Annotated in this window: 15 protein-coding genes; 9 read left to right on the top strand and 6 right to left on the bottom strand. The window is 71.6% G+C overall.

What is annotated here, in order from left to right:
- Positions 1–66 precede the first annotated feature (66 nt).
- From HB662_RS24745 to HB662_RS24730, 4 genes are all read left to right on the top strand, one after another.
- The gene (locus tag HB662_RS24745) at positions 67–1,068 is read left to right on the top strand and encodes an LLM class flavin-dependent oxidoreductase (RefSeq protein ID WP_168053894.1); all 1,002 of its coding nucleotides are present in this window, start codon (positions 67–69) and stop codon (positions 1,066–1,068) included.
- 105 nt (positions 1,069–1,173) lie between these two features.
- Complete coding sequence (locus HB662_RS24740; RefSeq protein ID WP_168053892.1) at positions 1,174–2,310, top strand: acyl-CoA dehydrogenase family protein; 1,137 nt, start codon at positions 1,174–1,176, stop codon at positions 2,308–2,310.
- The gene (locus HB662_RS24735; protein WP_342449580.1) at positions 2,301–3,083 is read left to right on the top strand and encodes a PIG-L deacetylase family protein; all 783 of its coding nucleotides are present in this window, start codon (positions 2,301–2,303) and stop codon (positions 3,081–3,083) included. The genes HB662_RS24740 and HB662_RS24735 overlap by 10 nt, the downstream gene beginning before the upstream one ends.
- Entirely contained in the window at positions 3,080–3,658 is a 579-nt protein-coding gene (locus HB662_RS24730) for an SAM-dependent methyltransferase (RefSeq protein ID WP_168053890.1), read from the top strand. The genes HB662_RS24735 and HB662_RS24730 overlap by 4 nt, the downstream gene beginning before the upstream one ends.
- On the opposite strand, the gene HB662_RS24725 is transcribed toward HB662_RS24730, so the two are convergent.
- Positions 3,603–4,760, bottom strand: a complete 1,158-nt coding sequence (locus HB662_RS24725) for a glycosyltransferase (RefSeq protein WP_168053888.1) — start codon at positions 4,758–4,760, stop codon at positions 3,603–3,605. The two genes, HB662_RS24730 and HB662_RS24725, sit on opposite strands and share 56 nt — an antisense overlap.
- Before the next feature lie 147 nt (positions 4,761–4,907).
- On the opposite strand from HB662_RS24725, the gene HB662_RS24720 reads away from it, so the two are divergent.
- Positions 4,908–10,121: a LamG-like jellyroll fold domain-containing protein gene (locus HB662_RS24720; protein WP_168053886.1), complete on the top strand. Its 5,214-nt coding sequence runs from the start codon at positions 4,908–4,910 to the stop codon at positions 10,119–10,121.
- A gap of 21 nt (positions 10,122–10,142) precedes the next feature.
- On the opposite strand, the gene HB662_RS30010 is transcribed toward HB662_RS24720, so the two are convergent.
- Positions 10,143–11,783 (bottom strand): GMC family oxidoreductase N-terminal domain-containing protein, encoded by a 1,641-nt coding sequence (locus HB662_RS30010; protein ID WP_168053884.1) that lies wholly within the window; start codon positions 11,781–11,783, stop codon positions 10,143–10,145.
- A complete protein-coding gene (locus HB662_RS24710) occupies positions 11,780–12,247 on the bottom strand; it encodes a RidA family protein (protein ID WP_168053882.1) in 468 nt (155 codons plus the stop codon). The genes HB662_RS30010 and HB662_RS24710 overlap by 4 nt, the downstream gene beginning before the upstream one ends.
- A gap of 251 nt (positions 12,248–12,498) precedes the next feature.
- On the opposite strand from HB662_RS24710, the gene HB662_RS24705 reads away from it, so the two are divergent.
- Together HB662_RS24705 and HB662_RS24700 are read left to right on the top strand one after the other, a co-directional pair.
- The gene (locus HB662_RS24705) at positions 12,499–14,736 is read left to right on the top strand and encodes an HWE histidine kinase domain-containing protein (RefSeq protein WP_168053880.1); all 2,238 of its coding nucleotides are present in this window, start codon (positions 12,499–12,501) and stop codon (positions 14,734–14,736) included.
- An 80-nt stretch (positions 14,737–14,816) separates the two neighbouring features.
- The gene (locus tag HB662_RS24700; RefSeq protein ID WP_168053878.1) at positions 14,817–15,803 is read left to right on the top strand and encodes a cyclase family protein; all 987 of its coding nucleotides are present in this window, start codon (positions 14,817–14,819) and stop codon (positions 15,801–15,803) included.
- Between the two features lie 53 nt (positions 15,804–15,856).
- Here the strand turns inward: HB662_RS24700 and HB662_RS24695 are convergent, their stop codons facing one another.
- Together HB662_RS24695 and HB662_RS24690 are read right to left on the bottom strand one after the other, a co-directional pair.
- Positions 15,857–16,693: an inositol monophosphatase family protein gene (locus HB662_RS24695; protein ID WP_209443461.1), complete on the bottom strand. Its 837-nt coding sequence runs from the start codon at positions 16,691–16,693 to the stop codon at positions 15,857–15,859.
- 1 nt (position 16,694) lies between these two features.
- Positions 16,695–17,588 (bottom strand): diacylglycerol/lipid kinase family protein, encoded by an 894-nt coding sequence (locus HB662_RS24690; RefSeq protein ID WP_168053874.1) that lies wholly within the window; start codon positions 17,586–17,588, stop codon positions 16,695–16,697.
- A 201-nt stretch (positions 17,589–17,789) separates the two neighbouring features.
- Here HB662_RS24690 and HB662_RS24685 point away from each other — a divergent pair, with 201 nt between their 5' ends.
- Positions 17,790–18,794 (top strand): Bug family tripartite tricarboxylate transporter substrate binding protein, encoded by a 1,005-nt coding sequence (locus HB662_RS24685; RefSeq protein WP_168053872.1) that lies wholly within the window; start codon positions 17,790–17,792, stop codon positions 18,792–18,794.
- Positions 18,795–20,735 (top strand): oxidoreductase, encoded by a 1,941-nt coding sequence (locus tag HB662_RS24680; protein WP_168053870.1) that lies wholly within the window; start codon positions 18,795–18,797, stop codon positions 20,733–20,735.
- Positions 20,736–20,834: 99 nt separating this feature from the next.
- Here the strand turns inward: HB662_RS24680 and HB662_RS24675 are convergent, their stop codons facing one another.
- On the bottom strand, positions 20,835–21,848 hold the full coding sequence (locus HB662_RS24675; RefSeq protein WP_168053868.1) for an NADP-dependent oxidoreductase: 1,014 nt from the start codon (positions 21,846–21,848) through the stop codon (positions 20,835–20,837).
- Between the last annotated feature and the right edge of the window lie 83 nt (positions 21,849–21,931).

Below are 21,931 nucleotides of genomic sequence, written 5' to 3'. Positions count from 1 at the left end.
CACGCGCATGGCACATCCTCGCGCGCCAGGGTTTTGCCGCCACGCGCCGATGCCCATATCCGGCACATGATCACCCTATCCGTCCTCGACCTCTCGCCCATCCCCGAAGGCAGCGATGCCGGGCAGGCGCTCCGCAACTCCGCCGACCTGGCGCGGCATGCGGAACAGCTTGGCTACAACCGCTTCTGGATGGCGGAGCATCACAACATGCCAGGCATCGCCAGCGCGGCGACGGCGGTGGCGCTGGCGCATGTCGCCCATGGCACCAGCCGCATCCGCATCGGCGCCGGCGGCGTGATGTTGCCGAACCATGCGCCGCTGGTGGTGGCGGAGCAGTTCGGCACGCTGGCCGCGCTGCATCCCGGCCGCATCGACCTCGGCCTCGGCCGCGCCCCGGGCACGGATGGCCACGCCGCCCAGGCGCTGCGCCGCAACCTGCATGCGGATGTCGATGACTTCCCGCGCGACGTGATGGAGCTGCTGGCCTATTTCGAGCCCGCCCAGCCCGGCCAGGCGGTGCAGGCCGTGCCCGGCGCCGGGCTGGCGGTGGAGGCCTGGATCCTCGGCTCCTCGACCTTCGGCGCGCAGCTGGCTGCCATGCTCGGGCTGCCCTATGCCTTCGCCTCGCATTTCGCGCCGGCGCAGATGCGGGATGCGGTGGAGATCTACCGGGCCCGCTTCCGTCCCTCCGCCCGGCTGGCGGCGCCGCATGTGATGCTCGGCGTCAATGTGGTGGCGGCGCCGACGGATGCGGAGGCGCGCTTCCTGTACTCCTCCCTGCAGCAGGCCTTCGTGAACCTGCGGACCGGCCGCGCCGGTAAGCTGCCCGCCCCGGTGGAGGGCTTCGCGGAGCGGCTGGACCCGCGGGCGCAGGCGATGCTGGACAATGCGCTGTCCTGCTCGATCGTCGGCGGGCCGGAGACGGTGCGCCAGGGCCTGGCGGATTTCGTCGCGCGGACCGGCGCTGATGAGCTGATGGTGACGGCGCAGGTGCATGACCACGCGGCGCGGCTGCGGTCCTTCGGCATCCTGGCGGAGGCGCGGCAGGCGGTATCCCTGGCCGCCTGAACCGTCGCTGCATCCTTTCGCGGCCCCGGCCGTTACCGACCCGGCTCGCCGTATTCCGCGGGGCGCCGGGACGAAGGGAACCGCGATGCGCCGCCGCGCTGCCATATGAGAAGTCTGCACCGCCTGCCGGACCCGGCGCCCCGCGACCCCGTGGCGGCGCTGCTCGCCGGGCTGCGGGATGCGGCGCCGGGCATCGCGGCGGAGGCTGCGACACTCGATACCGACGGCGCCTTCCCGGAGGCCGGTGTCGCGACGCTGCACAGGATCGGGCTGCTCATGGCGCCGTTGCCCGCGGCCTTCGGCGGCCTGGGGCTTGGCACCTCGCCGGAAGGTGCGATGCCGCTCGCCGCGGCGCTGCGCCTGGTCGGCCGGGCCAGCCTGCCGCTCGGTCGGCTGTTCGAGGGGCATGTGAACGCGCTGCGCCTGGTGCTGTGCCATGGCGACCGCGCGCAGGCCGAAGCGGCCGCGCGGGATGCGCGGCAGGGACGGCTCTTCGGCGTCTGGAACACCGATGGCTTCGGCGAAGCGCCCCTGGCCTGGAGCGAAGGCGTGCTGCGCGGGCGCAAGGTGTTGTGCTCCGGTGCCGGCCGGGTGGATCGTGCCCTGGTAACCGCCCGGGATGACCCGCAGGACCCGCCGCAGATGCTGCTGGTGGATCTGGCGCCGGGGGGGCGGGCGGATCTTTCGCCCTGGACCGCGCAGGGCATGCGCGCCTCCGCCACCGGCGCCGTGGACTTCACCGGGCTGCGGGCGGTGCCGATCGGCCAGCCCGGCGACTATCTGCGGCAGCCGGATTTCTCCGGCGGGGCCTGGCGCTTCGCCGCCGTGCAATGCGGTGGGGTGGAGGCGGTGCTGGGCCTGCTGCGGGCGCATCTCAGCCACACCGGCCGCGGCGGCGACCCGCATCAGGCGGCGCGGCTCGGCCAGGCCGCGATGGCCGCCGAGACGGCGCGACTCTGGGTGCACTCCGCGGCCGAGCGCGCGGAAGCGGCGGCACCGCCGGCGGATACGGTGGCCTATGTGAACCTGGCGCGGCTGGCGGTGGAGCGGGCGGCGCTGGATGTATTGGAACTGGCTCAGCGCTCCATCGGCCTGCAGGCCTTCATGCGCCCCAACCCCATCGAGCGCGTCGCCCGCGACCTCGCCACCTATCTGCGCCAGCCGGCACCCGACCGTGCGCTGGTCGGGGCGGCGGCGCATGTGCTGGAGGCGGCAGCGGAGCCGGGCGACCTGTGGGGCTGATACCGGCCGCGACCTGGCTGCGCGCGGCGGAGCGCGACCTGCCACATGGCACGGGCCTGACAGCGCTGATGGGCCCGGATGGCGCGGCGCTGGTGCTGGCGCCGCATCCCGATGATGAAAGCCTGGGCTGCGGCGGGCTGCTGGCCGCCTGCGCGGCGGCCCGGCGACGCGTGACGGTGGTCGTGGTCAGCGACGGCGCCGGGTCTCACCCCGGCTCCCGCGCCTGGCCGCCCGCGCGCCTGGCCGAGTTGCGCCAGGCGGAGACGCGGGATGCAGTCGCCGCGCTGGGGCTGGATGCGGCGCGCGATCTGCATTTCCTGGGGCTTCCCGATCGCAGCGTGCCCCGCGAAGGCCCGGCTTTCGAGGCCGCGCTGGCGCGGCTGGTGGCGCTGGCACCGGCGGATTGCACCGTCTTCGCCGCCTGGCGGCACGACCCCCACGCCGATCATGCCGCCAGTTTCGTCCTGGCCTCGGCGCTGCGGCAATGCCTGGCGCCGGGAACGCGGCTTTTCGCCTATCCGGTCTGGGGGCTGGCGCATGCGCATCCGGTGCCGGGCTTCCCGCTGCCCGCGCCGCCCGAGCTGCCGGCACCGCCACGGGGGTATCGGCTGGATGTCTCGTCCTGGCTCCCGGCGAAGCGCCGGGCGATCGCGGCCCACCGGTCCCAGTTGGGCCAGGTGATCCGGGATGATCCTGGAGGCTTCGTGCTGCCGCAGGCCCTGCTGGACCTCGCCTGCCGGCCGGCGGAGCTGTTCCTGGAGGAGCCGGCATGACCAGGGCCAGCCTGCCGCCCGATTACTTTGAGGCGTTGTACCAGGCCGATCCTGACCCGTGGCGCTTTGCCGAGAGCGATTATGAGCGTGACAAATACGCCGCCACCCTCGCCGCCCTGCCTCGCCCCCGCTACGCCAGCGCCTTCGAGGCCGGCTGTTCCATCGGGGTGCTGACCGCCGCGCTCGCGCCACGCTGTGGCGCGCTGCTGGCGGTGGATGCGGCGGCGGCGCCGCTGCATACCGCCCGCGCCCGCTGCGCGGCGCTGCCACAGGTTTCGCTGCGCCAGGCGGTTCTGCCGGCGGATTGGCCGGAAGCGACCTTCGACCTGATGCTGTTTTCTGAGGTTCTGTACTATCTGGACCAGGATGACCTCGCCCGGCTGGCGCTCCGGGTGGCCGAGAGCCTGGCGCCGGAGGCTGACATCCTGCTGGTGCACTGGACCGGGGAGACGGATTATCCGCTCACCGGTGATGCGGCGGCGGAGGCGTTCTGTACGGCGCTGTCGCACCGCGCCGACGTTACGTGGCGAAGCCGCGCAGATCGCTACCGGCTGGACCTGCTGCGCGCGCGCTGACCAGCGCCCGCCCCATCCGCAACAGCCGCAGCAGGGTGTGGATGCGGGCGATCTCGCGAGGCAGGTCAACCAGGCGAAGCGGTCGTCGGGCCAGCGCCGGTGCGACGCGCTGCAGTTCCTCCCAGGCTGGCCAGAAATGCTGCATCGCCGCGATGGCGCCCAGCTTGCCGGCAGGCAGGCCCAGTGCAATGGCCAACCGTGCGGGATCGCCGATACGCGGCCGGCCGCCATGCAGGCGCCGCAGCGCGTGCCGGCAGCGCAGCCGCAGCAGCGCGGCCAGGGCGGGTTCCAGCCGTTCATCCACGGGCGCATCCGGCTGCGCCAGGCGCTGGCGCAGCGTATCGGCCATGCCGCCCACGGCCCGACCCTCCAGGCGGCAGGAGACGATGACGCGCGCCGACGGGCAGTGCCGCACCCGCAGCCCGGCCCGCAGCAGCGCCGCGAACAGCGCGCGATCCTCGCCCACCGGCACCTCCGGCAATCCGCCCACGGCGTGGTAGGCAGACAGGCGCAGCGCGATGGAGGCACCGGAATGCACGGCGTGGCGCGGCCAGGGGTCGTGCGGGTCGGAATCGATCAGGCTGGCCATTTCCTCCAGCAGGGTGGCGTAGCTGGCTTCCATCGCCTCGCGTCGCCGCAGGGGTGCGGGCAGCAGGGCGGCCTCGGCGGGGTCGGGGGCGTAGGTGCCGGCCACCGCATCGGCGCCGGCAGCGAAGGCGGCGAGGTTGGCCGCGATCCAGCCGGGTTCGGCCCGGCCATCCGCATCCGTGCTGAACAGCAATGCATCGGCCGGAGGTGCGGCACCGAACAGGGCGGCGCCAGCCTCCATCGCGGCACGACGGGCGCCGCCGGCATGGGCGCGCTCTCGCGGTAGCGTGCATTCCGCCACCTCCAGCCGGTAGGGCAGGCGCTCGGCGTGGATGCGGGCCAGGGTGGCGGTGTCGTCGCTGCAATTGTTGGCCATGACCAGCACGGCCATCGAATCCGGTTGCACGCCCTGCTGCCTCGCCAGCGCGTCGAGGCAGGAGGTGATCTGGGTGGCCTCGTCGCGGGCCGGGATGGCAATGACGAGTTGCGGGGCGGGATGGGGCGGCATGGACATGGGGTGCGGCGCCAACGCCCTTGGCGCCCGACCGTTCCCGAATTAACCGCTGCCCAATTCGACACCGGAGCTTAACAGAACCGCTACAAGTCGTGACACGGTTCGGCCGGAGTGTGCGCCCCTCTCCCAAGACAGGGTCCTCTCCGAATGTCCGACTTCGTGCAGTTTGGAACATCGTCCGGCCTCGGCCTGCCGGCGCTCGCCGGTGGCGAATCCGGTGTGCTGAAATTCTCCGCCTTCACGGTGGATGAGGCGCTGCTGCTGCAGCCGAATGCCGGCGATGCCGATGGCACGCTGACCGAATGGACCCTGGCGCTCGACATCCTGCTGCCGACGCCGACCGGCGCCTTCACGGCGCTGCTGCAGACCGACACGACCAATGCCAGCGATGGCGAGCTGTTCGTCCGTGCCACCAGCCCGGCCGGCGGCGGCATCGGCATCTCCGGCACCTATGAGGGCGACTTCACCTTCAATGCCTGGCACCGCGTGGTGGTCACGGCGGAGACGACGCCGGGCGGCCTGGTGCTGGACAAGTATATCGACGGCGCGTTGGTGGGGACGCAGACCCTGTCCGGCACGCGCTGGGACATCAGTGATGTCGGCGGCGCCCTGCTGCTGGCCGATGAGGATGGCGAGACGAATGCCGGCGCGATCTCCTCCGTCATGGTGGCGGAACGCGCGCTGACGGCGGAGGAAGTGGCGGCCCTGGGCGGGGCGGATGCCGACGGCATCTCCGCCACCGCGGTCTCCGCCGGCGCCACGCAGTTCGACTTCGAGGCGGGCAGCTTCGCCGCCACCTACGGCGCCGGGACCCTGGCCGCGCCGGGCGACACGGACCCGCCGCCGGCACCGGAGCTGCAGGTGGTGAACCGCATCAGCGACGTGATGAAGACCCCTGGCTCCACCGTCACCATCGACCTGTCCGAGGTGTTCAACCGCGACGACGTCACCTTCAGCATCGGCAATGACGATGACAGCGTGGTCACCGGCGCGGTGCTGGATGGGGAGACGCTGACGCTCGACCTCGGCGCGCTCGGCCATGCCGACCTGCGCCTGACGGCGACGGATTCCGAGGGCAATGTCGCGCACGACAATTTCCGCGTTCGCGTCGCCGGCCCCAACGCCTATACCGTGGCCGTGCTGCCGGACACGCAGGACTATTCCGACGCGAGCCTGACCAATGGCACGCCGCAGATGTTCATGGACATGACGAGCTGGCTGGTCGCCAACAAGGGCAGCCACAACATCAACTTCGTCGCCCATGTCGGCGACATCACGCAGAACAACCTGCCGACCGAATGGACGGTGGTGGATGCGGCGCTGTCGCAGCTGGACGGAATCATCCCCTACTCCGTGCTGCCGGGCAATCACGACCAGGGTCCCGGTGGCAGCGCCAGCGACCACACCTCCGGCCTCGACACCTACTTCTCCCCGGATCGCCAGGCGGCTTCCAACCCCGGGACCTTCGGCGGCGTCTATGACCGCGAGCCGGATCGCGCGGTGAACAACTACAACACCTTCACCGCGACGGACGGCACGAAGTGGCTGGTGCTGTCGATGGAGTTCGGGCCGCGCGACGACGTGTTGCGCTGGGCCGGCGAAGTGCTGGACGCGCATCTCGACCACCGCGTCATCCTCGTTTCCCACTCGCTCACCGACTATGCCAGCCGCCACGACCCGGCCGGCGGCCCGCTGTATGACGAGGGTGCGGGCTATGACTACGGCATCGGCCGCGACCCGGAAGGCGCCAATGACGGCGAGACGGTGTATCGCGAGCTGCTGGCAAAGTATCCGAACATCACTTTCACCTTCTCCGGCCACATCTTCGGCGATGGCGCGGAGACCAATGTCAGCTACAGCCAGCACGGCAACGCCATCTTCGAAAGCCTGGTGAACTACCAGAACGGCATCGCCCGCGAGATCACCGGAAATGGCGATGAATCCCTCGGCGGCCGCGGCGGCAATGGCGCGATGCGCCTGGTCGTCATCGACCCGGACAATGACCGCATCTCCACCGAGACCTACTTCACCGAATTCGACGACTACCTCGACGGCTACCGCACCAAGGAGGAGATGGACCGCGACGGCCTGACCGGCCCGTATCGCGGCCATGAGGAGGTGTTCACCGACATCGATGTCGGCACGCCGGAACTGCGCGCACAGGCCAAGGCGGGCGACGACCTGTTCGTCTCCGCGCCGAACCTGCGCGGCCTGGCCAATGTCACGCTCGATGCCAGCCGCACGCTGGACCCGGCCGACAATGTCGTCTCCCACATCTGGTACGATGCCGAGGGCAATGCGATCGCGCGCGGCGAGGTGGCGGAGATCCAGCTCGGCGCCGGTCGCCACCACCTCACGCTGGCCGTCACGGATGCGGAAGGCCGCGTCACCACGGATGAGAAGCTGGTCCTCGTTGCCGGACCGGGCAATCTGCTGACCGACAACTTCAACGACGGCAACATGGAGGGCTGGGACCGCCCCGGCGCCTCCGCCACGCTGATCGAGACGGGCACGCCGGAGAGCTTCGGCATCGCGGCGCTGCCCGGCGGCGCGGAGAGCGTGGGCTACATCCCCAAGCTGGCGCCGAATCAGGGCCTGCTGCTGCAGCCGAATCTGGGCCAGGAGATCGGCACGCTTGTGCCGACCTGGTCGCTGATCATGGACATCCTGGTGCCCTCCGGCCAGGGCAACTGGGCCGCGCTGGTCCAGCTCAACCCGAACAATGTGGATGACGGCGACCTGTTCATCCGCATGGGCGGCGACGGCACCGGCGGCATCGGCATCGGCGGCAACTACCAGGGCAGCTTCGCCTACGACACCTGGCAGCGCGTTGGCTTCACCTTCACGCCGAACGGCGCTGACACGCTGCTGATGAGCAAGTACATCGAGGGCGTGAAGGTCGGCGAGCAGACCGTCTCCGCCGCGCGCTTCAGCCTCGATGTCGGCGCCGGCGCCAGCCTGTTCACGGATGAGGATGGCGAGACCTCCAACCTCTACGTCTCCTCCGTGCTGGTCACCGAGAAGGTCTATACGGACGCCGAGATGACGGCGCTCGGCGGCGCCAAGGCCGGCGGCATCGAGGCCACCGCGCCGACGGCGCTCTCCGCGCAGTTCGACTTCAACGAGCCGACGCTGGCGCCGAGCTTCGGCCCGGCGACGCTGAGCTTCGGCCAGACGGGCGAGACCGCCAGCAACTTCCTGCTGAAGGGCACGGTCTTCGCGCCCGGCACGCCGCAGGCCGGCGACCCGGCGCCGGAAGGCCGGGTCTTCGAGATGTCCGACAGCGCCGACAACGTGCTGCTGTGGAAGGCGGAGGCCGCGCTGGGCTGGAAGGACTACACCCTGGCGGCGACCATCCGCTCCACCGACAATGACGGCATCGGCCTGGTCTTCTACTGGCAGGACGCGGACAACCACTACCGCCTGGTGCTGGATGGCGAGACCAACACGCGCAGCCTGATCCGCGTGGCGGAAGGCGTGGAGACGGTGCTGGCGACGGAGACCGGCGGCACGCGCTTCAACGTGGACCAGGAACTCGCGGTCGGCATCCAGGATGGCCGCATCACCGCGATGCTGGACGGCCAGCTGCTGTTCGGCGGCGAGGTGGTGGATGCCACGCCGCTCACCGGCGGCACGGTCGGCCTCTACTCCAACAACCAGCGCTCCTCGCAATTCGACAACATCACCGTCGATGCCTATGCGCCGCTGCAGCCGGAGGCGCCGGTGGCCGCGCCGGAAGGCCCGGTGCTGGTGAGCGAGAGCTTCTCCGGCGCGAATATCCCGACCGACTGGGTGATCGTGGATGAGGGCGAGATGGGCGGCCTCGGCCCGGATGGGAAGCAGTCCGACTGGGCGATCGAGGATGGCAAGCTGGTGCAGCGTTCGGACCTGCAGTCCCGCCAGCTGGAATGGGATGGCGCATCCAACCCGGACAAGTGGCTGAATGGCTGGTCGCCGCTGGGCGATGGCGTGAACGTGCTGCGGCTCGGCACCTACGCGCTGTACCAGGGCGAGGGCGCGTCCGAATGGACCGACTACGCCATCGAGGCCAGTATCGTCACGCCGGACAATGACGGGCTCGGCTTCCTGATCCACTACAAGGACGCCAAGAACTACTACAAGCTGGAGCTGGATGCGGACGGCACCTATGACCGCAACCCGAGCAACGGCGCCGGCCCGCTGTTCAACCTGATCCGCATGCGCGACGGGGTGGAGGAGATCCTGGCCCAGGTGCCGCAGCGCTACACGCCGGGCGAGACCTTCCACCTGCGCTTCGAGATCATCGACCAGAAGATGAGCGCCTTCATCGATGGCGAGGAGATCTTCGCCTATGCGGTCGAGGACCGGTCGCTGATGCAGGGCACGGTGGGGCTGTATTCCTGGGGCAATGCCGGCCTCGCCTTCGACGATGTGAAGGTGACCTCGCTGGTCGAGGCGCCGGAGGAATTCGCCGCGCCGAGCTTCACCCGCACCAGCGGCGGCGAGACCACCACTGAAGCGGCGGTGGAGCATGACGGCCGCCGCGACATGCTGGTCTTTGAGGCGGTCGGCACCGGCCAGGACGACAGCATCGTGGCGACCAGCGCCAATGACGTGGTGCTCGGCCTTGGCGGCAATGATGTGCTGGATGGCGCGGGCGGCGACGATGCGGTGCTCGGCGGTGCCGGCGCGGATACGCTGCTGGGTGGCGAGGGCAACGACACGCTGAATGGCGGCCTCGGCGCCGACAGCATGCTGGGCGGCTTCGGCGACGACACCTTCCTGGTGGATGATGCCGGCGACGTGGTGGTGGAACTGGCCGGCCAGGGCGCCGACCGCGTCCTGGCCTCCGTGTCCTTCACCCTGTCGGAGACTGTCGAGGACCTGGTGCTGACCGCCGCCGGCCTGACCGGCACGGGCAGCGCGGGCAGCAACCGCATGACCGGCTCCGCCGGCGGCGATGTGCTGCTGGGCATGGGCAGCAACGACGTGCTGCGCGGCATGGGCGGCGACGATACGCTGGAAGGCGGCGCCGGGCGCGACCGCCTGCTGGGCGGCACGGGCGCCGACATCTTCCGTTTCAACCTGGCCGTCGAGGCCGGTGACCGGATCGAGGACTTCACCGCGGCCGATACGGTGGAAATCTCCGCCGCCGGCTTCGGGGGTGGCCTGGTGGCCGGGATGGATGTGGTGGCCAGCGGCCGCTACGTCGAGAACACGACCGGCCAGGCGAGCGGCGCCTTCGGCCAGTTCGTCTTCGAGACCGATGCCAACCGCCTCTGGTGGGATGCCGACGGCACCGGCGACGGCGCCCGCCAGATCGTGACGGACTTCCTGAACCCGGTCGCCTGGGCCGGGTCGGAGATCGCGATCATCGCCTGACCCCGCGCGGGGGGGGTGGCCTCAGGCCACCGCCCCCGTGATGAAATCCGCCGCACGCTCCGCGATCATCAGCGTGGTCGCGTAGGTATTGGCGGAGGGCATGGACGGCATGATGGAGGCATCCACCACCCGCAGCCCGGCCAGCCCATGCACCAGCAACCGGTCGCTGACCACAGCGGTGGGGTCCGTCTCCGGCCCCATCCGCGCCGTGCCGATCAGGTGGTAGGTGGTGCTGCCGTTCTTCTTGGCGAAATCCAGCAGCTCGTCATCGCCCTGCACCTTGGGGCCGGGCAGCGTCTCGCCCTCCAGGTAGTGGCCGAGTTCCGGCGTGCCGAGCATCCGCCGCAGCAGCTTCATGCCGCCGAGATGCACGCGGATATCCATCGGGTCCGAAAGGTAGTTCGGATTGATCTCCGGGTCCTCGAACACATCCGTGCTGCGCGCGCGCACCCAGCCGGTGCTTTCGGGGCGGTGCTGCCAGGCGCCGGCGGTGACGCCGGGGTAGTCGTCCAGCACATAGACCTTGCCCTCGGCATAGCTGCCGGGGGTGAAGACGCATTGCAGGTCGGGCTGGTCCAGCCCCTCGAAGCTTTTCCAGAAGACGTGGACGTGGGAGGGCGTGGTGGCGAGGATGCTGGGCCTTCCGGTCGCCCAGCGGGCGATCTGCGCGCCGAGCTTCAACCCGCGCGACAGCTCGTTCAGCGTCTCCACGCCCTTCTTCGCGCGCATCACGAAGCGGCTGGCATAGTGGTCGCGGAAGTTGGACCCGACGCCCCGCACGTCGCGCACCACCGGCACGCCGAGCCGCCCGAGCAGATCCGCCGGCCCGACGCCCGAGACCTGCAGCAGCCGCGCCGTGTTCACCGTGCCGGAGCAGAGAATCACCTCCCGCCGCGCCATCACCTGCCGCGCCGGCGCGCCGCGCGCGGCCTGGTAGGCGATGCCGGTGGCGCGGGTGCCCTCGAACAGGATGCGGCTGGCGCGGGCATTGGTCCGCACTTCCAGGTTCGGCCGCTTCATCGCCGGCTTCAGGAAGGCGACGGCGGCGGAGATGCGGCGGCCGTTGCGGATGGTGCGCTGGTAATAGCCGACGCCGGCCTGGATGCCGCTGTTGTAGTCGGGCGCGCGGGGAATCCCGATGCCCTCGCAGCCGCGGATGAAGGCCTCCGAGACCTGGTTGATCCAGTCCATGTCGGTGATCGGGATGCCATCCGCATTGCGGCCGCGCGTCTCGCCCGGTTCCTTCCCCGCCGGACCGATGCGGTTCTCGCTGCGCCGGTAATAGGGCAGGCAGTCGTCATAGCCCCAGCCGCGATTGCCGCGCTGCGCCCAGCTGTCCAGATCCGTCGGCTGGCCGCGATTGTAGATCAGCCCGTTGACGGAGGAGGACCCGCCCAGCGTGCGCCCCTGCGTCGTGCTGATCCGCCGCCCGCCGGTCATCGGGATGGCCTCGGTCTTGAACTGCCAGGTCACCGCCGGGTTGGACAGCGTCTTGATGAAGCCTGCCGGGATGTGGATGAAGGGGTTGCGGTCCGGCGGCCCGGCCTCCAGCACGCAGACGGTGACGGCTGGATCGGCGGTCAGCCGGTTGGCCAGCACGGACCCGGCGGCGCCGGAGCCGACGATGACGTAGTCGAAGGTCTCGGCGCCGGCGCTGGTCACGGTGCGGACTTCAGCAGCACCACGGCCTCGATCTCCACCGCGATGCCGCGCGGCAGGCTGGCCAGGCCGACGGCGGACCGCGCCGGGCGCCCGGCCTCGCCGAACACCTCGACGAACAGGTCGGTGCAGCCATTGATGACTTCCGGCTGGTGGCCGAAATCCGGCACGGCGCGGACCATGCCGAGCACCTTCAGGATGGTGTCCACCCGGTCCAGCGACCCCAGCGCATCGCGCATATTGGCCAGCAGGTTGATCCCGCACAGCCGCGCTGCCTCGTAGCCCTGCTGCACGTCGAGATCGGCGCCGACCAGGCCGGTAATGGAACTGCCATCGGCACGGCGCGGCCCGACGCCGGACAGGAACAGCAGCCCGCCGCCGATGCGCCACGGCACGTAGTTGCCCATCGGCTTGGGCGAGGGCGGCAGGTCCAGCCCCAGTTCGATGAGGCGGCTTTCTGCGGACATGGGGCGGCTCCGTGATAGGATGATGGCACATCCTGCCGGGCAGGGCGCCGCTGATCCATCCCCCGGCACCCAGACCGCGCGAGGGAACGCCCCGCCGGCCGTCTGGCGGAGCGCTCACGATGCTTTGAACGAGGGAGGCCGCGCGCGCCGATACGCCGCGCGCCATGTTCCGCGGGTCGGGAGAATAGTTTGTTGACTAGATGGTGAGGCGCCGGGATGGGGTGGGCGACCCGGCCGGGGCGTCCCGACTGATGACGCGGCTATTGCTGCTGGCCGCGATCGGATGGCCGGTGCTGGCCTTCGGCGCCTGTGGCGCCGCGAGCTGGCGGGAGGCCTGGAAGGATGCGGAGCGGGAGCTTTCGCGTAGCGCCGCGACCTCCGCCGAGCATGTGCAGCGCGTCCTCGACGGCATGCTGCTGCGGACGGATCTGGCGAACCTTCTGGTCGCAGGCCTGTCCGATGCCGAGATCACGGCGGAGGGGGTGGCGCTGCGCGCGGCGCTGCGGGAGCTGGCGACTCGACGGCAGGCGCCGGCAACCATCCATCTTTCCGTGCATGGCGCCGAAAACCGCCCCCTGCTGAACGACGAGGGCGCCGACGCCCCGGCCAGCCCGGGGCTGGAGGCACCGCCGCTGCGGCTCGGCCAGGTTGAGACGCCGCAGGGGCCGGAGCCGCGCATCATGGTGACCCGCCGACGCGAGGCTTCCGGCAGCGACCGGTCGCCGGGCGAGGGCGGCGGCCTGATCCTCGCCACGATGCGGCGCGACGCCCTGGATGATGGCCTGGACAGGCTGGGGCGGGCCGGATCGGGTGACGTGATCGCGCTGTGGCGCCAGGACGGGGAAATGCTCGCCCGGTCCCGTCCGGCCGAGGCCTCGGATTCGGGCGCGCTGGAGGAGCGCCGGGCGGTGCAGGGCTGGCCCGCCTTCGTCACGGCGACCCGGCCGCGCGCCGCGATCCTGGCGCAGTGGCGGGATGCGACGCTGGTCAACCTGGCCTTCGGCAGCCCGGCCGCGCTGGCCCTGCTGTTCCTTGCCGTGACGATGCGCCGCCGCGACCGGGCGCTGGCCGTTGCCAACCAGGCGCTCGCCCGCAAGATCGAGGAGGGCGAGGCCTCGCATCTGCAGGCCGGGCGCCAGCAGGCTGAGGTGCTGGCCAGCATGCGGGAGGTGATCTACGCGCTGGACGCCGACCTGCGCTTCGCCTTCGTCAGCCGGCGGGCGCTGGAGGTCTGGGGCCGCGCGGATGAGGATCTGCTCGGCCAGCCCTTCCTCGATCTGTTCCCGAAGGCCGCCGGCAGCCTCTCCTTCCAGGCACAGCTCGAGGCGATGGCGGAGCGGCGGGAGACGCATCTCTGCGTCGTCTCGCCCGTCATCGGCCATTGGATCGAGGTGGACATCTACCCGCGCGCGGGCGGCGGCGTGATCGTGGCGTTCCGTGACATTGAGGACCTGCGCGCGGCGCAGCGCCAGACCGCGACGGCGGAGCGGCGGCTGCGGCTGGCCACCGCGGCCGGCCGCCTCGGCACCTTCGCGATGGACCTGACGCGCGGCACCGTCACCCGTTCCGGCCGCGCCGTGCCGGAGGGGCCGAGGCTGCCGGTGACGGACCTGCCGCTGCATGTCTGGACGGAACGTGTCCATCCGGAGGACCGTGACGCCGTGCAGCAGGTGGTGGCGGAGGTCACGGCAGGGCGCCGGCTTGGCTACCAGATCGAGTACCGCATCCGCACCGCGGACGACCTGCCCTGGCAGGTGATCGAATCGCATGCCGTCGTGGCCGACCGCGACCTGCGGACCGGCCGCCCGCTGCTGCTGGTCGGCGTGTCGCGCGACGTGACGCAGGAACGCGCCGCCGAGGCGCGCCAGCGGCTGATGGCGCGGGAGGTGGACCACCGCGCCAAGAACGCGCTGGCCGTGGTGCAGGCCGCGCTGCGGCTGACGCCGCGCCACGATGCCGCCGCCTTCGCGCGGGCGGTGGAAGGCCGCGTCGCCGCCCTGGCCCGCGCGCACACCGCGCTGGCCGAGGGGCGCTGGCAGAGCGCGGCGCTGCGTGTGGTGGCGGAGGCGGAGCTTTCGGTGTTCCACCCGGTTGCCCGCAGCGGAACCGCCCGAATCACGCTGGATGGGCCGGATCTCGCCTTGGCGCCGGAGGCGGTGCAGGCGCTGTCCATGACGCTGCATGAGCTGGCGACGAATGCGGCCAAGCACGGCGCCCTGTCCACGCCGGAAGGCCGCCTCAGCGTCACCTGGGAGGTGGAACGCGGAACCGAGGTGTTGCGGCTGGAATGGCGGGAGCGGGGCGGCCCGGCGGTGGCCGGCCCGCCGACGCGCCGCGGCTTCGGCTCCCGCCTCGTGGCGACGACGGTGGAACACCAGCTCGGCGGCACCGTGCAGCGGTGCTGGGCGGAGGGCGGCCTGGTCTGCCGGATCACCGTGCCGCTGGAGCGCATCCGCGCCCATGGCGACGCGCCGGTGCCGCCGGTTTGATCGCGGATCGTCCCGCCACCCGTTAGCCTTCGCGCGGCACCGGCCGGAACGGCGGGCCTTGGCAGATGGGATGGAACGACATGACGAAGCTCTCGCGGCGCGCCCTGTTCGGGGCCGCGTGCCTGGCCTGTGGCGGCGGTCATATGGGGCTGACGGCAACCCCGGTGCAGGCCCAGCAGGGCTGGTCGCCGCCCGCCGAGGGGCAGCGCTGCCCGAGCCGGTGGGGTGCGGCGGACCGGCGCGGATCGATGAACCTGATGACGCCGGCACGCGCGCAATCCGCCGCCGGGCTGATCCGCAGCGGTGAGATGGTGGAGCTGGGGCATGTGCTGTCGCCGACCATGCCCTTCTTCGGCACCAGGCGCTTCGACCTGCACACCAAGCGCACCTTCATGAACCCGCAGGCCAATCGGCGCGGCTCCAACGAGGAGATCGTCATCACCGAGATCGGCCAGGTCGGCACCCAGCTCGACGCCTTCCCGCACCAGACGATCGGCGACCAGGTCTATAACTGCGTCGACCTGCCGGGCATCTCAGGCCGCTCGGGCTTCACCGAGATGGGCGTGCACACCATCGGCACCGTCTTCACCCGCGGCGTGCTGATCGACGTGGCGGGCGCCAAGGGCGTGCCGGTGCTGGGCGATGACTACGAGATCACCGTGGCGGATCTGGAGGATGCGCTGCGCCGGCAGGAATTGCAGCTGGCGGAGGGCGATGCCGTGCTGATCCACACCGGCTGGGGCACGCTGTGGGGCCGCGACAATCCGCGCTACGTGCGCAGCTGCCCCGGCATCGGCGTGGCGGCGGCGGAATGGCTGATCTCGCGCAACCCCATCCTGATGGGCGCCGACAACTGGCCGGTGGAATGCGCGCCGTCCAAGACCATGCCCGATGCCTCCCTGCCGGTGCACCAGCTGGCGCTGGTGGTGCATGGGGTGCACCTGTTGGAGAATCTGAAGCTGGATGAGCTGGTGCGGCGCCCGCGGAAGGAATTCGCCTTCGCCATGCAGCCGCTGAAGGTGGAAGGCGGCAGCGGCAGCACGGTGGCGCCGACGGCGATGTTCTGAACCAAGCTACCAGCCGGCGCTGCGCATCGCGGCGATGGGGCCGGTGTGGGAAGCTACCAGCCGGCGCTACGCATTGCCGCGATGGCGCCGGCCTCGCCGAGCAGCACGGCGCGGTTCCAGCTTCGCAGGTCGCGCTGCGGGGCGGCGGGGTCGAGGAAGCCGTCGAACGCTTCCCAGTCTTCCTCGCCCCGCACCAGCACCTGGCCGCCGGCGGCCCGCACCAGCGGGATGCCGCCGGCCACATCCCACACATTCGGCGTCTGAAAGCGGGACACACCGAGCAAGCCGGCGGCGAGGAAGGCGCATTCCACGGCGGCGGAACCAGTGCGGCGCAGATCGTAGGGCAGGCGGGAAGGGTCGTCCGGTGCCCCGGTGCCCGCCAGGCGACGGCGCACCTGCGGGTTCGGCGTCAGCTCCAGCGGCTGCGAGTCGAACCGCAGCCGGCCACCTTCCCGCGCGTGATAGACGCCCGGCCGCAGCGCATGGCTCGTGGAACACCACACCGCGCCGACCACCGGCCGGCCGCGCCAGAGCACGCCGATGGAGGCGGCGAACAGGGGAAAGCCGTTGACGAAATTGGTGGTGCCGTCGATCGGGTCGATCGCCCAGACGATGTCGTGGCCGCGGCCGGGCCGTTCCTCGCTTTCCTCGCCAAGGATGTCGTGCCCGACGAAGCGCTCGCCGACCAGCGTGCGGATCAGCTTCTCGACATCCTGATCCACCTCGGAAACCGGGTCGCGGAAGGCGTGCGCTGACTCGCCGGGCTTGTAGCGCACGCTGAGCACCTGGCCGAGCGCTGCCGCGATGCGGGCGCCGGCAAGGTCGGCCAGCGTGACGGCGGTACGCTCCATCTCCTCGAGCAGGGCGGCGTCGGGCTGGGGTTCCGGCATTTCAGCCTCCTTTCGCATGGGGCGGCACAAGGATGTGGATGGGCGGCGGCGCCAGCGAGAGCGTGATGTCCTGCGGGCCGTGCAGCGGCTCGAATGCGTCGTCGATCCGCAGCGTGGTGTCGCGCAGCCGCAGCGTCACCTCGCGCCCGCGCAGATGCTCCAGCGGCAGCGGGCGCGGCATGCCACCCTCCGCATCCCCGCGGGCCACGGCCTGCAGCAGGGCGTCACGTCCCTCCGGCCGCAGGAAGGCGACATCGAGCAGGCCATCGCCCGGTTCGGCGAGTGCCGCCGGCTGCAGGCCGGGGCCGACGAGCGGGCCGTTCATCACCTCCACCAGCAGCAGCCCGTCCGGCAGCGGCGCGCCATCCACCCGTACCTCCCAGTCCTGCGGCCGGGCGCGGGCGATGTAGTCCGGGATCAGCCGCAGGCAGCGCTGCCGGCTGGTCTCGCCCGGCGCGTCGTCCCGATCCGCCGCGTGCATCGCCGCCGCGATCGGGCCGGCGCCGACGCCCTCGACGAATTCGGCCGCGCCCTGTGCCCGGCGCAGCACGCCGATATCGACCGGCTGCGCCCGCGCATCCCGCAGCCCGGCGGCGATGGCCTCGACGGAGCCGCCGATGCCGAGCGACGTGGCGATGTTGTTGGCGGTGCCGAGCGGCACGATGGCGAAGCGCGCGACATCGGCGCGATGGTCGCGCAGCGCCCCCGCCACGGTGCCGTCGCCGCCGGCAATGACCAGCACATCGGCGTCGCGCAGATCGGTCCTTGCCAGCCCGCCCGCGGTGCGGGCGCGGTACGCCACCTCGAAGCCGGCGGCGCGGAAGGCGGATTGGAGGCGTTCGGCGGAGACATCGCCCGCGCCGGCGGTTTCGTTGTGGAGCAGGAGGAGCTTCATGCGGGGCGGTCGGGTCCTGGAATCTTGCCGCGGCTGCAACGCCGCAGCGGCGCCGGGATGGCGCGCGCTCTCGCGGAGGTGACTGCGGGCGATCGCGATCCGCGCAGGCGCCCTTGCTGAATGGGTGCTTGGGAATCGGCGGTGCAGGGTGCAGCGTTCCCGTCCAGGCAAGCCGCGACACAGCGGCAGGAGGAGGAACCGATGACGGCGATCGCACTCGGACGACGCGGGTTGGTGGCGCTGGCGGCGGCGCTGCCGCTGGGCCTGGCCCCCGGATCTGGCCAGGCGCAGCAGGCGGCAGGGCGGAGCGGTTGGCCGCGCGCCGGCGTGCGCTTCATCTTTCCCTTCACCCCCGGATCCGCCGTGGATGTGGTGGCGCGGCTGGTGGCGCAGGATCTGCAGGCCCGCCTCGGCCAGCCCTTCTTGGTGGAAAGCCGCACCGGCGCCGGCGGCAGCATCGGCACGGAGGTCGCCGCCCGCGCCCGGCCGGATGGCGAGACCTTCCTGGTCGGTTCCCCCGGCAATATGGCGATCGGGCCGGCGCTGATGCGCAACCTGACCTATGACGTCAGCCGGGACTTCGTCGCCGTGACCCACATGGTGACCTTCCCGCAGGTGCTGGTCGTCTCCCCCAGCCTGCCGGTCCGCACCCTGGCGGAGCTGGTGGCCTATTCGAAGGCCAATCCCGGGCGGCTTAACTATGCCTCCTCCGGCGTCGGCGCCACCAACCACCTGGCGATGGAGATGCTGCGCGCGGCCACCGGGCTGACGGCGACGCATGTGCCCTATCGCGGCGGGCTGGTCACGCTGCAGGCGATCCTGTCGAATGACGTGCAGATGTGCATCGAGGGAATCCTGACCCTGCCGCCCTTCCTGGCCGACAACCGCCTGCGCGCCATCGCCGTGACCGGCGCCGAACGCTCCGCCCTGATGCCGGATGTACCGGCGGTGGCGGAGACCATCCCGGGCTTCGACGCGGGGGCCTGGGTGATGCTGTTCGCCCCCGCCGGCACGCCCGCCCCGATCATCGAGAAACTGTCGGCGGAGGTGCAGGTCTCGCTCGCCAAGCCGGCGATCCGGGCCCGGCTGGCGGAACTCGGCGCCACCGTCACCGGCGCAACCCCCGAACAGGCGGCCACCATCCACCGGCGGGAGCTGGAGAAATGGCGCCGCGCGGTCGAGGCCTCCGGCGCGGTGGCCGGCTGAGTGGACTACCAGCGCCTGTTCAGCCCGGTCACTTTGGCCGGGCGCCCGCTGCGCAACCGCATCGCCTTCGGCGCCATGACCACCCGCATGCCGCGGGATGGCGCGGTGACGCCGGCGCTGGTGGCGCATCTCACGGCCCGCGCCGCGGGTGGTGCCGGGATGGTGGTGACGGAGGCGCTGGCCGCCTGCCGGTCCGCCGCCGTGCCGGCCCGCGTCGCGGCCTTCGACGAGGCGCAGCTTCCCGGCCTGGCGCGGCTGGCGGAGGCGGTGGCCGGGCAGGGCGCGGCGCTGGTCGGCCAGCTCTGGCACGCCGGCAATGCGCACCGGGATGCGCGGGCGCTGCAGGCGGTGGGGCCCTCCGCCGTGGTCGATGCCGCATCCTGGACCGTGCCGCGCGCGCTGACCGGCGCGGAGGTCGAGGGGCTGGTCGAGGAATACGCGGATAGCGCCCACCGGCTGCAACGGGCCGGCTTTGCGGGGGTGGAGATCTCCGCCGCGCATGGCTTCCTGCCGCTGCAATTCCTCTCCCCGGTCACCAATCTGCGGACGGATCGCTGGGGTGGCGATTCCATGGGCCGCAGCGCCTTCCTGCGCGCCATCCTGGCCACGGTGCGCGGCCGCTGTGGCGCCGGCTTCATCCTGGGCGTGAAGCTGCCGGCGGAGGATGGCGTGCCTGGCTCCATCGACCCGGCGGAGGCGGCGCGGCTGGTGGCCGCCACCGTGGCGGAGACGCGGCCGGATTATCTCTGCTTCAGCCAGGGCAGCCATGGGCCGAGCCTGTGGATGCATGCGCCGGACATGCACGAGCCGCCGATGCCCTTCCGCGCCGCCTGGGCGCCACTGCGCCATGCGGCCAGCGGCGTGCCGATCGCGGCGATCGGCCGTATCGCCGGGCCGGCGATGGCGGAGGCGCTGCTGGAATCAGGCGACGCCGACCTAGTGATGCTGTCCCGGCCCCTGTTCGCCGACCCGGACTGGCCGGCCAAGGCGCGCGCGGGAAGTGCCGCGGCGATCCGCCCCTGCATCTATTGCAATGCCTGCTGGGGCGAGATCGACCGCGCCAGCACCATCGCCTGCAGCGTCAATCCGCGCGCCGGCGCCGCCGATGCCACCCCGCCACCGCCGCCCGCCGCATCGCCGCGGCACATCGTGGTGGTGGGGAATGGCGTGGCCGGGATGCAGGCGGCGGCGGTGGCGGCGGAGCGGGGGCACCGGGTGACGCTGCTCGGCCGCGGCGGTCAGGCCGGCGGCGCGGCAAGGCTGCATGCGCGCCTGCCCGGCTGCGGCGATATCGGCCGTTTCCTGGATCATCTCGACCGGCGCGTGACGGCGGCGGGCGTCGCGCGCCAGAAGGGCGAGACGGCGGCGGATGTGCTGCGCCTGGCGCCGGACCAGGTGGTGCTGGCGACCGGTGCGGCCATGGTGCGTCTGCGCGGCGATTGCCCCGGCGCGTTGCCGCTGCGCCAGGCGGTTGCCATGCTTCTGGCCAGGGATCGCCCGCGCGGTGGCCTGGCCGTGCTGTACGACCACGACCACACCGCCGCCACCTACGCCGCTGCCGAATTGCTGCTGGCCCGCTTCGACCGGCTGCTGCTGCTGACGCCGCGGGACGCCATCGCCCGCGACGTGCCGGCGCTCTACGCCCAAGGCGTGCACCGCCGGCTGGCAGCTCAGGGGGACCGCGTGGAGATCCTGATCCACCGGGAGCCCGCGGCGCTGGACCGCGATGTGCTGCGCATCCGCCACCTGCTGAGCGGCGCGGAGCGAACCGTGCCGGGCGTCGCCCTGCTGACCTACGCCACGCCGCGCCGGCCGGAGGAGGGGCTGGAGGCGGCGCTGGTGGCCCAGGGCATCGCGGTGCTGCGCGCCGGGGATGCGGTGGCGCCGCGGCTGATGATGTCGGCGGTGCAGGATGGGCAGCGGGTGGGGGAGGCGGTCTGAAGCATTTTCAAGCCTTGCGGCTTCGCAAGGCGACCCGGAAAATGCGTCAGAACAATAAGCTAGAGCTGTTTCACCGTCTTCGCGCTCGGTGAATTGGCTCTAGCCCACGACCTGCAGCACGATCTTGCCCTGGATGTGCCCCCGGGCCGCCCGCTCATGCGCCTGGCGCGCCTCGGCCAGGGGGAAGACGCTGTCGAGGACCACGCGGATGCCGCCGTCATCCAGCAGCTGCCCGACCTCGCCAAGCTGCGCCCCGTTCGAACGGACCTGGGTGGCGGAGACGGTGACGCCGCGCCTGGCGGCTTCCTCGGCCCCGTCGAAGCCCAGGGGGAACACCGGGAACAGGGCGCCGCCGGGCTTCAGCATGCGCAGGAACCGGCTGCTGCTCGCCCCGCCGAGAGTATCGAGGACCAGGTCCAGGTCCTGCACCTCCGGCGCGGGCCGGGTGTAGTCGATGAAGGCATCGGCGCCGAGCTCGCGCAGCCGCGCTTCATGCCGGCCCGAGGCCACGGCGATGACCCGCGCGCCCTTCAGCTTCGCGACCTGCACGGCGAAATGCCCGACGCCGCCCGCGGCGCCATTCACCAGCACGGTCCTACCCGCGAGCGGCACCGGCCGGTGCTGCCCCGGCTGCAGCGGGTTCGGCGCATCATGCCCCAGCGCCACCAGGAACTGCCAGGCGGTCAGCAGCGACATCGGTGCGGCGGCCGCGTGCAGGTGGTCGAGGGCGGCCGGCTTGCGGGCCACCTCCGTGGCCGGGGCGCTGACATATTCGGCATAGGCGCGGCTTTCGCCGGCAAGCCCCGCGGGGAAGCGCAGCATGCCGAACACCGCGTCGCCGACGGCAAGATCCCCGACATCGCCGGCCACCGCCACGATGACGCCCGAGACATCCGTGCCGGGGATGACGGGGAAGGTGACACGCGGCTGCCAGGCGGGCGGCAGCATCCGGTAGCCGTCGCGCAGGTACCAGTCGGGCGGGTTGATGCCGGCCGCATGGACCCTGATCAGCACCTCGCCCGGCGCCGGCTCGGGCCGGGGGGCGTGCTCGTAGCGCAGCACCTCCGGCCCGCCGAATGCTTGCAGCCTGATCGCCTTCATCATGTCCGTCATCGAGAGCCTCCTGAACCCGCATCACGGGTCCGGGGCATTTGGCGCAACTAGTGCAGGTTGATAATCAGTGCGGAATTCGCTTC

The organism is Falsiroseomonas frigidaquae (genome assembly GCF_012163145.1).
Taxonomy (GTDB): Bacteria; Pseudomonadota; Alphaproteobacteria; order Acetobacterales; family Acetobacteraceae; genus Falsiroseomonas; species Falsiroseomonas frigidaquae.
This window is presented reverse-complemented; position numbering and strand designations above follow the sequence as displayed.

Excerpts from the sequence above, each read along its gene's own strand:
- HB662_RS24695 (WP_209443461.1), bottom strand. The coding sequence starts at position 16,693 with ATGCCGGAACCCCAGCCCGACGCCGCCCTGCTCGAGGAGATGGAGCGT.
- HB662_RS24685 (WP_168053872.1), top strand. The coding sequence starts at position 17,790 with ATGACGGCGATCGCACTCGGACGACGCGGGTTGGTGGCGCTGGCGGCG.
- HB662_RS24725 (WP_168053888.1), bottom strand. The coding sequence starts at position 4,760 with ATGTCCATGCCGCCCCATCCCGCCCCGCAACTCGTCATTGCCATCCCG.
- HB662_RS24720 (WP_168053886.1), top strand. The coding sequence starts at position 4,908 with ATGTCCGACTTCGTGCAGTTTGGAACATCGTCCGGCCTCGGCCTGCCG.
- HB662_RS24745 (WP_168053894.1), top strand. The coding sequence starts at position 67 with ATGATCACCCTATCCGTCCTCGACCTCTCGCCCATCCCCGAAGGCAGC.
- HB662_RS24705 (WP_168053880.1), top strand. The coding sequence starts at position 12,499 with ATGACGCGGCTATTGCTGCTGGCCGCGATCGGATGGCCGGTGCTGGCC.
- HB662_RS24740 (WP_168053892.1), top strand. The coding sequence starts at position 1,174 with ATGAGAAGTCTGCACCGCCTGCCGGACCCGGCGCCCCGCGACCCCGTG.
- HB662_RS24710 (WP_168053882.1), bottom strand. The coding sequence starts at position 12,247 with ATGTCCGCAGAAAGCCGCCTCATCGAACTGGGGCTGGACCTGCCGCCC.
- HB662_RS24675 (WP_168053868.1), bottom strand. The coding sequence starts at position 21,848 with ATGACGGACATGATGAAGGCGATCAGGCTGCAAGCATTCGGCGGGCCG.
- HB662_RS24700 (WP_168053878.1), top strand. The coding sequence starts at position 14,817 with ATGACGAAGCTCTCGCGGCGCGCCCTGTTCGGGGCCGCGTGCCTGGCC.
- HB662_RS24690 (WP_168053874.1), bottom strand. The coding sequence starts at position 17,588 with ATGAAGCTCCTCCTGCTCCACAACGAAACCGCCGGCGCGGGCGATGTC.
- HB662_RS24730 (WP_168053890.1), top strand. The coding sequence starts at position 3,080 with ATGACCAGGGCCAGCCTGCCGCCCGATTACTTTGAGGCGTTGTACCAG.